This window comes from Scytonema sp. HK-05, assembly GCF_963872035.1.
Taxonomy (GTDB): domain Bacteria; phylum Cyanobacteriota; class Cyanobacteriia; order Cyanobacteriales; family Nostocaceae; genus Kalymmatonema.
This window is the reverse complement of the sequence record NZ_CAWMYC010000122.1, coordinates 39885-51970: the sequence shown is the minus strand read 5'-3', so window position 1 is coordinate 51970 and position 12086 is coordinate 39885. Positions and strand designations below refer to the sequence as shown.

Genomic DNA, 12086 nt, shown 5'->3' with positions numbered 1-12086 from the left:
CGTTCCAACAAAGCACGAGGGATTTTTACCATATCGGAGAGTGTGTAATTGTTTCTGTTAATCCTACCAGCCCACCTATCAGGAACTTATCTATCCAACTTGTTAGGGTTTTATAAGTGCAAGATATCACCCAATCCCAGTAACCCACTGCTACTTGAACGATGGAAGATCATAGGTGAAGAGTTTACGATTCCTGATATTTATGTATCCCTAAAAGCTCAGTTGATAGATAGCAACGGGAAAGTGAACAAACAAGCTGTCTCAGTTGATTTAGAAAGTTGAACCTCTGCTAGAGTATCTTTTAGCAGTAATGCATCGAGATGATCAAATAACAGACCAAATGTTTGAGGGGGTAAGCAGCGCGAAAGCTAAGAGGATGTCTGAGAAGTCAAAAATGTCATGCTGTTAGCGTAGCTCCTCGCTCTGCGAGGCACGGAGCGCCAGCGCAGTGAACGCGAGTGCGTGCGCCAAGGGCGCTCAGCATCTGAAAAATTAACGATAAACTGGGATTCTGACTCCCAAGGGGACACGCTTCGCGTTGGCGAAGCCTGCGCTTTGCGCTTACGTTCCACTTCGTTACCCTCAGAATGACAAAATATACCTTGCTTAAAGTTTTCAGATATCCTCTAAAATTCTAATTTATCAAAAAACATTAGATTGGGTACGCACAAAACAGCGTCCAAAAGACCTTAATCGTGACCTCACCGCACTAGAGACAGAAGGCTTACAGCGGATGCTCCCAAGCGGGTTTGTGTGTTACGCAAACAGGTGGAGAATTTACTTCAATAGACATCTGGTGAAAAACAATGTAGAGACGCGCCATGGCGCGTCTCTACAAGGATTGTAGACAACGCAAAATTAATTTCTGGAGATATCTAATAAAACATATAGCGGTTCTTACTTGAGTGCAATACATCAAGAAATAAGAACCACAGATGGACACAGATGGACACAGATAAATCTGTACTTCATCCAAACGAGAAGCGTTATATTGAAGAGCGGCTAAAGTTTGATGATGACCGAACAAGGCAAAAGTTAAAAGTTAAAAGGCAAAAGAAAGAAAAAGAAAAAATGGTTTCAAGCCCCTAAATTTCTTTATGGAAAACCAAAAAAGATTTTTTTTGAGACACATAGTGCGAGAAAAAAAGGCGTCCGCAACAAAAATTCCCTAATTTTAATTATGGGGATTCTCTTTTTACTTTTCTCTTTTTACTTTTTAAGCTGCATTAATCGCTATCCTGCGCGGTGCTGCTTTGCGACGGGCTGACGTGGTGAAGCTTATAGCGCTTTTCATTGAGCGTGAGGTACACGGGTAGGGGCTGTTCTATGCTTATTGGTGTCAACTTAAAGTGAAAACTTTGTTATAACGTTACAGTATGCCTTATCCTACTCGCCCACAATTGTCGCTTTACCCCACCCCGGTTTTGTCTTGCGCCAAAACCTCCCCTCCCCTTGCCAAGGGGAGGGGTAAGGGGTGGGGTAAAACCAACGTGGAATTAATGGTTAAACGTGATTGTTGACACGTTAGGGCATTTACCAGCCCCTACGACAGACTGTACTTCAGTCGGTTGAAAAAAGCTATAATATCTCACTCCAATCCTACAATTACCGCAAGATATGACCAGGAAGAAAAAGGTACAAGCCCCCAACTTCAGTTATGGGGTTCTTTGTTTTGAATGCGTGACTTTTGACTTTTGACTTCCCCGTTCGCGCAGCGTCTCCGATAGGAGAAGGGGCTGACTGTCGCCCAGAGGAGAGGAAACGCCGCGCTGCTGCACAGTTGGAAATTTTGGGGCGTTAGGAATATCATCGCAGAGATGACTGTCATCCTTAACATTGGGGTTGTTTTTCAGATAGTCAGAAATCCAAGCACAACCACGTGTTAGTAAGTCATCTAAATCCAGATTCCACAGTTCGACAGTGTTGTCAGAACTACTACTGGCAATCGTCTTGCCATCCGGGCTGAACACCACACTTGAGACCGAACCGCTATGCTCCTTTAGGGTATGCTGTAGCTGCCCGTTTAGATTCCATAGCTTCACGGTGTTGTCATAACTACTACTGGCAATCGTCTTGCCATCCGGGCTGAACACGACACGTAAGACCGAACCGCTATGCCCCTTTAGGGTATGCTGTAGCTGCCCGTTTAGATTCCATAGCTTCACGGTGTTGTCAGAACTACTACTGGCAATCGTCTTGCCATCCGGGCTGAACACCACACTTGAGACATAACCGCTATGCTCCTTTAGGGTATGCTGTAGCTGCCCGTTTAGATTCCATAGCTTCACGGTCTTGTCTCTACTACCAGTGGCAATCGTCTTGCCATCCGGGCTGAACACCACACTATTGACCTCACGGCTATGCTCCTCCAAGCGGTTGTGTTCTTTCAATCCGTAAACAACTTCTCGCAGAGCAACAATCGCTTTTATGCGGTTATCTGAATTTACAGCATCACCATATTTTTTCACACTTTCCCCAGCTTTCAACCCGGATAATAAAGCATCTAGTTCATAACCTGAGGCAAAAAGATTTTCTGTCGTCAAACTTTGAACTGAAATCTCTGCATTTGTCAGGGCTTTTTCAGCACGTAAACGTTGTGCATCGGCATTTAAACGTTGTGTGTTAGCATAAAATGCCATCCCCGCCATAAAAATTGAAAATACCAACAATATCGCAACATAAGGAAGTGCAGGCTTATAACGCTCCCAGAAATCCCGTAAATTCAACGGTAAGTGCTGATTGATCCAGCTTAAATTAAACACTCGTTGATAAATGGGATTTCGCACTTTCAATACCCCATTCTTCCTTTTGACGACACCCGACAGCTTCAGGTGAGATTTGATGATTGACTGCTCTTCATCAGCAACGGGGCGTTTCCCTCGCCGAATTTCTCGATAAATTGTTAAAACAGCCGCTTTGTCTGGTGCGCGTTTGGTCAGCATATCACGCACAAACTGCAAGTTATTATCCTGCTCACTTATCGCACCGAAAAAGTTGCTACTCACTATGCGGTCAATATCAGCTTTTGACCAATTTTTCTGAGATTGCTGGCTAATAATATAAAAAAGACGCTGCGTTAAGTACGGATGACCTTTTGTCCAAGAGAGTACCCACTGCAACACCTGCTGTGCTTTAGGAGTTGGCAACCCCAATCCCTCTGCCAGCGGTTTTGCTTCATTCAAGGTAAAATCAGTTAAGTCAACTCGCTGACCAACATTAAATGGTGTCCGCTTTGGATCTCGTATCAAGTCGCCGGGAGTTGCGACACCAAATAAGACAAAAGAAAGCCGCTCAAATTCTGAGAAAAAAGCACGAGAGACGTAGAGATAGCGAATAGCTGCATAAAAATCGTCTGTAAAATCTAGGCTCAGAGTGGTATCAATTTCATCAATAAAAATCACCACTGGTGAGGTGATTTCAACTAATAACACCCGCTGAAAAAATTCTGTCAACCGTTGTGTAAAACCGAGATGCGCGTGTGCAAGCCACCATTGGTGTACATCGGTATCCAGCATCAATTGTGCTTCTATCTGAATGAGTAAACCTAGATACCACTGTTCAGCGCTTGTGACTTGTGTCCCTATCCCCGTCAAGTCAATCATCACTGACTCAATCTTTTCAGTTCTCAGTTGACGAGCAGTCCGCACCATTAAACTAGATTTACCCATCTGACGCGGTGTGAGAACATAAGCAAATTTTCCTTCTCGACACAGTGCTAACAGTTCCTCATCTGCACGTCTTTGAATGTAAACCCCACTCCGGTTTGTCTGCACTGTTCCACCAACAGTGTAAATGCTTGCATCAGCCATGCAGATTCTCCCGGAAATATTCGGCGTACAATTGACAACGTGGTAGGGCTGACTGTCCAGATGAGCGTACCAATCCAGCACCCCGCAACCGCCAGAAAATTTGCATATCCGGACAGATATTTTGGCTGATGACAAGCTGCAAACCTTGTATCAATTCTTGCTTATCATATAAGAGTGACAACAGCCGCCGCAGATGGTCCCCAAAAGGTCCAGAAGCAGCAGTAGCATTGGTAAATAATTCTGTTGGAGTGATTTGTCGGCTGGCGACTAAGTACAGCGCTTTCCGCACCAAGTAAGGATGTCCACCAAGCAAGCGAAGCAATTGTTGCAGCGAGTTGGCGTCAAAAGGTGAACCATGACGGCGATTGAGTTCGGCAACCTGTTCCGGTGTAAAATCTTCTAGTTCAATGATTTGCCCCACATTAAACGGAGATTGATTCAGGTCATCAATTAACTGATAAGGTTCTGTAGAAGTGACGAGTACTAAATCTAATTCGTCTAAACTAGGATAAATCGCACGGCTATTATGCCAGCTACGCAACATCCCAAAAAAATCATTGCGGAAGTTGGTGTCAAAAACTCTATCGACTTCATCCATTGCCAATACCAATGGACTACCTAACCCTTTTAAAATATGGCGTTGTAAGTAGCGATCGCAACGCTGAATCGTGGTTAAGTTGAGACGAAAATACTCCTCCACTTTGTCTTCCACCTCCAGCACATCGCTTATCCAACAACAGAAGTGACGGAAGAATTGTTCCTCATCGTTGAGTACAGAATTGTTCAACTGTTGAAAATCAAGATAAGCAACTCGCTTACCCGCATTTCTCGCCGCCTGAATTATCCGCATCAATAATGAACTTTTCCCAACTTGCCTGGGTCCTTTGATGGGAATTGTTACACCAAGCTGTACAATAGTTCTCAACGCAATTGCGTCCGCGTTGCGTTCTACATAAAATGCCGATTCAGGTTTCATCGTCCCGGATGGCATTTCTAACACCACTGGCTGTGCAAATGGAGTTGGTTGTTCCAACGGTGACGGTTCACTTATCTGGGGTAAATGAGTTTTAGCTTCAAGGTTAATGCTTAGGGAACCACCTGAAATTGCTTGCCTTAACTCTTCTATGAGACGCGGCGTATCCTCTGCACTACCCCAAAATGCCCAATTGATGTGCTTCAAGTAGATGCTGAGGGGATGGGGAAACGCTTCTTGATATGCTAAACGCACTGGGAGAATAACAGGTTTTCCTCCTTGCGATTGTGCTAATTCTACCGCAAGGGAGATTTCCCACTGCACCATTTCGCTATTAACAGATTGTTCAGACAGGAAAACGATGAGAAAATCAGTACTTCTTAATTCTGTTTCAATGCATTCTGCCCAGCGTTTGCCTACCAGTATTCTTTGGTCAATAAAGACATTGTGCTGTTGTGACAATTCCTGGTAAACTTGAATCGCGACAGGTTCATCCGGTTCAACATTGCGCTTGTAACTGATAAAGATGCGCTGTCTTGAAGTCGTGGAAGCAATCGTGTCTTGATTGCTGTTTCTAGATTTTAAGACTGGTGTTTCTGACTCGGGAATTCCTTCTAAATCAATCGAAGTGGAACCAAATTCAAAAGCATCTTCGTAGTTTCTGCCTGCACCGATCGCATCATAAAACCCAATGGCGAACTTAATGGCTGCGCGATCGCCAACTGCTTGACTCATCCCAATCACACAATCTATGTCTTGGTGAATCGCCAAAGCTTGTTCCTCACTATAGCAGGCGTTCAGCAAGACACACTCTACTTTGTCTTTAAATAATTTAAATAACCTTGCTAACGATTGACTACTGACAAGTTGCAATTCTCCAGAATTATTCTCCAGCGCCAAGCCATCACTCCCCGTTCCATGTCCGGAAAAATGCACAATTTGCGGTTCGTAATCTAACAAAGCGCGTCGCAAATCGTCTACTCGTATTGCCCATTTGGTAATGATTTCAAATTGCTCCCGCTTTTTTGCACGTTCCAACCCCGCCTGAATTTCTCTGACTTCCTCATCCAGACGTAACTTAGAGGTGTTCTGTGGGTTAGCTGATAAAATCAGAATTTTCTTCACTTCGGGTATCAACTGCTGTAGAATTTGGTGTCATTTATCGAGCGATCGCCAAAAACCTGATTATGGGAGTCAGACTTATTTGCTAATTAAGTGCAAGCCAAATCAACTTATGCACGAGTGAGATAGAAACGGGAAATTTTTGCGCTCATCTGAACTATTGTAGAACCGCACGGTAGCACTACACAAAAGGGGTATCTTTGTGGAATGTGAGAAATTGGGATAAAGGTAGAATGTGCGTGCAACGCACAGCCACAAGAGTTTTCTCTAGCACAAGGAGCGTGTGTACAGTCTTTGACTTTTAACAATTATAGGTCTTACGCATTGACGGACAACGCAGACTGTGCATGACATTCTCGTTACAAGGCTCTGCTTTGTAATGCTCTTTAAGGAGGCTCTGCCTCCCCATTTAATGGAAGGCAGAGCCTCGCCTAATTACATTCCCAGGCAGAGCCTGGGAACGAGGCAACGGGACGAACGGCGAAGTTTCGTTCCCCACATGATAGTTAATTTGTAAAGTGCGTAAGTCCTGAATTACCAGTTATCAGTTATCAGTTATCAGTTATCAAGATGTCCCAAGTCAATCTTCTCACTGCGGCTGGTACTATTCACTGTTTTAAAACTTGGATCGTAAATGAAGCTTTCCTTGGATAGAAGGAATTGAGGCTGAAATTGCGGCAATTTATCTGTTTTCAGGATTGGTTAAAATAGCTTTTGGTTGATTAGCATTAAATAGAGAAGCAGACAATAGAATAACCGGTTTGTTTGTTTGGTTTTCTCCATAATGAACCATTCCGGCAGGTTCAATTAAAGAATCTCCCACGGTAAGCTGTATAGTTTTCCCTTTTTGAAGAATCAATTGTGTACCATTAGCTTTCGTTACTTTCGCCTCTCCTTGCACAACAGTATAAGTTAAAGTTCCCGCCTCTACTCGTTCAATCTGCATTCCCGGATGAGTATGAGTAGGGAGTTTTGTTCTTGGTGCGATGGTATAGCGTACAAGCTCAAGAATCTGCTTTTGATCTTGAGTCGGATAGCCACTCGCTAAAACTTCACGGCTAACAGATTTCGTGTAAGTATTGGGTGAGGAGCTTTCTTGGCTGTTAACAACTACACTGCTAAAAGCCAGGATAGCTAAGGGGAGAATCACAGACGCTTTTTTCATCTTAGAGGAAGTTGATAGGTTTTTTGTTTCATGGTGTTTTCTGGAGTGAGGGAATCAGAATTTGTTAGCTTTTTTCATCAGGTATGATATAATTTTAGGCTAATTAGTTATGATTCCCACGTTGACTGCACCCCACCCCTTTATCCCCTCCCCGCAAGCGGGGAGGGGACGTGAAGCGTAGCTTTACGGGGGTGGGGTTCTTCAGCAATGATAAGTAATCAACCGAACCTGATATGAGCCAGTTTTCTACTTTTACAGCTATTTTCAGGTAAATAGACCACATTTGCCGTAGGGACACAGCATTGCTGTGCCCTTACACTGTGGTTCAAATACCTGAAAACTGCTGTAAATCAGTTATCAGTTATCAAGTACCCGCAGTATCAGCGGCTGGTACCTGCGGCTGCTACTGTTCACTCTTCACTGGTCACTCCAATCCTACAATTACCGCAAGATATGACCGTTGCCCAGAGGAGAGGAAACGCCGCGCTGCTGCACAGTTGGAAATTTTGGGGCGTTAGGAATATCATCGCAGAGATGGCGGTCATCCTTAACATTGGGGTTGTATTTCAGATAGTCAGAAATCCAAGCACAACCACGTATTAGTAGGTCATCCAAATCCAGATTCCACAGTTTCACTGTGTTGTCAAAACTGCCACCAGAGGCGATCGTCTTGCCATCCGGGCTGAACACGACACTAGAGACACCGCTATGCCTCTTAAGGGTATGTAGTTCCTGCCCAGACAGATTCCACAGTTTGACTGTGTTGTCATCACTACCAGAGGCGATCGTCTTGCCATCCGGGCTGAACACCACACTTGAGACTCCACTGTTATGCCCCTTAAGGGTATGTAGTTCCCGCCCAGACAGATTCCACAGTTTGACTGTGTTGTCAGCACTACCAGAGGCAATTGTCTTGCCATCCGGGCTGAACACCACACTATAGACCTCACCGCTATGCCCGTTAAGGGTATGCAGTAACTGCCCAGACAGATTCCACAGTTTGACTGTGTTGTCAGCACTACCAGAAGCAATCGTCTTGCCATCCGGGCTGAACACCACACTAGAGACTCCACTGTTATGCCCCTTAAGGGTATGTAGTTCCTGCCCGCTTAGATTCCACAGTTTGACTGTCGTGTCCTCACTACTAGAAGCAATCGTCTTGCCATCCGGGCTGAACACCACACTTGAGACTCCACTGCTATGCCCGTTAAGGGTATGCAGTAACTGCCCGCTTAGATTCCACAGTTTGACTGTGTTGTCCCAACTACCAGAAGCAATTGTCTTGCCATCCGGGGGGCTGAACACCACACTATAGACTATACTGCTATGCCCGTTAAGGGTATGCAGTAACTGCCCAGACAGATTCCACAGTTTGACTGTGTTGTCTCTACTACCAGAAGCAATCGTCTTGCCATCCGGGCTGAACACCACACTATGGACTATATCGCTATGCCCGTTAAGGTTATGCAGTAACTGCCCAGACAGATTCCACAGTTTGACTGTGTTGTCAGAATTACCAGAGGCAATTGTCTTCCCATCCGGGCTGAACACCACACTATAGACTCCACTGCTATGCCCGTTAAGGGTATGCAGTAACTGCCCAGACAGATTCCACAGTTTGACTGTGTTGTCAGAATTACCAGTAGCAATCGTCTTGCCATCCGGGCTGAACACCACACTTGAGACTTCACCGCTATGCCCCTCAAGAGTATGCAGTCCCTGCCCTGAGAAATTCCATAGTCTTACTGTGTTGTCATAACTAGCAGAAGCAATCGTCTTGCCATCCGGGCTGAACACCACACTAGAGACACCGCTATGCGCCTTAAGAGTATACAGTTCCTTCCCAAACAGATTATTCCATAGTCTTACTGTGTTGTCATAACTAGCAGAAGCAATCGTCTTGCCATCCGGGCTGAACAACACACTATAGACTATACCGCTATGCCCCTTAAGAGTATGCAGTAACTGCCCATTTAGATTCCACAGTTTGACTGTGTTGTCAGAACTACCAGAGGCAATTGTCTTGCCATCCGGGCTGAACAACACACTATAGACTATACCGCTATGCCCCTTTAGGGTATGCAGTAACTGCCCGCTTAGATTCCACAGTTTGACTGTGTTGTCCCAACTACCAGAAGCAATTGTCTTGCCATCCGGGCTGAACACCACACTATAGACTCCACTGCTATGCCCGTTAAGGGTATGCAGTAACTGCCCAGACAGATTCCACAGTTTGACTGTGTTGTCTCTACTACCAGAAGCAATCGTCTTGCCATCCGGGCTGAACACCACACGAGAGACTAAATCGCTATGCCCGTTAAGGTTATGCAGTAACTGCCCAGACAGATTCCACAGTTTGAGTGTGTTGTCCCAACTACCAGAAGCAATCGTCTTGCCATCTGGGCTGAACACCACACTTGAGACTTCACGGCTATGCCCCTTAAGAGTATGCAGTAACTGCCCGTTTAAATTCCACAGTTTGACTGTATTGTCATTACTACCAGAGGCAATTGTCTTGCCATCCGGGCTGAACACCACACGAAAGACTCTATCGCTATGCCCTTCCAATCGGTTGTGTTCTTTTACTCCGTAAACAACTTGTTGCAAAGCAACAATTGCTTTTGTGCGGTTATCCGAATCTACAGCATTACCATTTTTTTTCACATTTTCCCCAGTTTTCAACCCGGATAATAAAGCATCTAGTTCAAAACCTGAAGCAAAAAGATTTTCTGTCGTCAGACTTTGAACTAAAACCTCTGCATTAAATCGTCGGTTTTCCGCTTGCTGCCATTGCGAAAAGGCAAATCCTGATAAAATTAGAGCAGCAACTAAACCACTAATCAACGCATTTGTGTTACGCCGCCGCCTGCGCTCTTTTTCCTGTTGCTCTTTAGCCAGTTTCTCCTGCTCTTTAGAACGCTGCTGTACACTAGCACTAATAAAATCTCGCTCTTGGGGTGTCATTTCCTCAGATCGCTTGTGCAACCATTCTTGAGCTACACCCAATGGCACACCCCGCAACAATGCCCCAGAGTCATAGTTACTATTCTTCCACTCCAGCACTGCCACTTTCAGCCGCTCTTGCCAAAGGCGAAACTGACGGTTAGCGTTCATCCACTCTCGCAGAGTCAGCCATTCGCGGATTAAAGCTTCATGGACAACTTCTACTGTATCTTCTCCGGATTTTTCATCGCGTCCGGTAACAACCAAGCGGGCTGGGTATCCTGCTAAATAACTCACTAATCCCCAGTTTTCATCTCCAACTTCTGCACGCGTGGCAATGCGACGAGTGTCTTCTGTTCCTTCTCCTGGGCGCACTAATTGCACAAAAATTCGTGGTACAATTGTTTGCTGTGTTTCGTCCAGTCGCTTATAAACTTCCTCGGCGTGATTAGCCAAAGCTTTTTTCACACCCCCAATCTCGTCATAGCGGGCGTGAGTTAACTTGCGCTTTTGCTGCAATGACCAAAGTCGGGTAAGGGCAAATTCTAGCAATGGCAGGTTCCCCGGCTCATTGCCGACATCATCTAAAATTCGTTCCGTTAATTGTGCTTCTAATTGGACTTCCATTTTTTGGGCTGGCTGCTCAATTGCTCTCTTGCATTCTGAGCGATTCATCGAACTTAATAATTGAGGTGAAAACTGTTGCAATGCATCGCGAAATGGACGATATGCAAGGACAAAGTTGTAAAAGTCAGCCCTTAAAGTAAAAACGAGTGTGAAGTTGTCCAGATGAATCGCTGCCAACAGCGCATCAACGAAACGTTCAATGACCTCCTTATTCTGGCAGAGAGTGTAAAGTTCCTCAAACTGATCTATAAACAGCAACAAGTGTTTACCAGTCTGGCGTCCTAAAATCCGAGATATCACCGTAGGTAAAGTGATTCTCCCAAGTTCCATATCTGCTGCTAATCCCACAGCTTCTCGCAGTTGTGCAGTTTCCCCAGTTTCTGGTTCCAATAAACGTACTAAGACAGAAGCTAACTGATAAAATGGTTTATCCCCAGGACGTATTGATTCAATCAGCCAGTTTCCAGAAATCCGCAGTTGGGGAAACAACCCCGCATACACCACAGAAGATTTCCCACTACCACTCGGACCAATCACTCCTACCAAGGGCTGTTGGTTGACGGCTTCTAGTAAACCATTGACAAACGTTTCCCGTCCAAAAAAGAATGCAGCATCTTCTTCTCGGAATGCAGCTAAGCCTTGATATGGATTGGGAGGAATAACATCGAACAATGGCTGGATAATACTAATTTCGTCTTTTTCCAAAAAAACTGGAGTTTGCTGCTCTAAATAACTCATCAAAACCGAGCAACCTAATTCATAAGCAAACTCCATCTGTTCTCCAGCGGCTAAAGCATCGTAAAATGCCACAGAAAATGCTATAGCTGCTTTATCCCCAATCGTTCGGTTCATGCCAATCACATAGTTGACGTGTTGGCTAATGGCTTTTGCTTGCACCTCACTATAACAAGCATTGAGAAGTACGCACTCAACTCCCTTGGTAGCAAATAACTTAAACATACTTGCCAACGCATCTGCATTGAGAAACGCTGGTTCGTCTGCTTCATTTTCTAAGACAATGCCATCTACTCCAGCACCATGCCCACTGAAGTGAACAATCTGGGGTTGGTAATCTAAAATCGCTCGGTAAAAATCACGCTGACGTACTGCCCACTTCTGCTCTAACCTAAACTGCTCACGCTTATTCGCTCGTCTCAACCCTTCATCAATTTCCCGTACTTCCTTATCCAGTTGTAACCTCGAAGTACCTTCCGGATTGGCTGCCAAAATTAAAATTGTTTTGACATCTGGGTTACTACCATGAATTGGTTGGGTGGAGTCCATAGAACAAGGGTAAAAGTTTATGCGAAATAGCCCAAAAAGTGCTAAATGAGAAACACTTATACTGAATTCTTATAGATGAAACCGAAATTAACTTATGCACTCTCAACTTTCCACCCAGCAGAAGCCAACAAACCTTGAACAGTTCTATCTTGAGCGAGTGCTA

6 protein-coding genes are annotated in these 12086 nt (G+C 44.8%); 2 read left to right on the top strand and 4 right to left on the bottom strand.

All coding sequences use genetic code 11. The annotated features are described in order from the left end of the window. The first annotated feature begins 48 nt into the window (after positions 1-48). Positions 49-282, top strand: a complete 234-nt coding sequence (locus AACT52_RS26070) for a hypothetical protein (RefSeq protein WP_143172889.1) — start codon at positions 49-51, stop codon at positions 280-282. 663 nt (positions 283-945) lie between these two features. After that, positions 946-1089: a hypothetical protein gene (locus AACT52_RS26065; protein ID WP_158054784.1), complete on the top strand. Its 144-nt coding sequence runs from the start codon at positions 946-948 to the stop codon at positions 1087-1089. Between the two features lie 566 nt (positions 1090-1655). On the opposite strand, the gene AACT52_RS26060 is transcribed toward AACT52_RS26065, so the two are convergent. From AACT52_RS26060 to AACT52_RS26045, 4 genes are all read right to left on the bottom strand, one after another. Continuing rightward, positions 1656-3809, bottom strand: a complete 2154-nt coding sequence (locus tag AACT52_RS26060; RefSeq protein ID WP_073633936.1) for an AAA-like domain-containing protein — start codon at positions 3807-3809, stop codon at positions 1656-1658. Next, positions 3802-5907, bottom strand: coding sequence for an AAA-like domain-containing protein (locus AACT52_RS26055; protein WP_073633935.1), 2106 nt, complete (start codon positions 5905-5907; stop codon positions 3802-3804). Before AACT52_RS26055 ends, AACT52_RS26060 begins: the two co-directional genes overlap by 8 nt. Positions 5908-6586: 679 nt before the next feature. After that, positions 6587-7069, bottom strand: coding sequence for a cupin domain-containing protein (locus tag AACT52_RS26050; protein ID WP_073633934.1), 483 nt, complete (start codon positions 7067-7069; stop codon positions 6587-6589). A 441-nt stretch (positions 7070-7510) separates the two neighbouring features. Next, positions 7511-11923 (bottom strand): nSTAND1 domain-containing NTPase, encoded by a 4413-nt coding sequence (locus AACT52_RS26045; RefSeq protein ID WP_073633933.1) that lies wholly within the window; start codon positions 11921-11923, stop codon positions 7511-7513. Between the last annotated feature and the right edge of the window lie 163 nt (positions 11924-12086).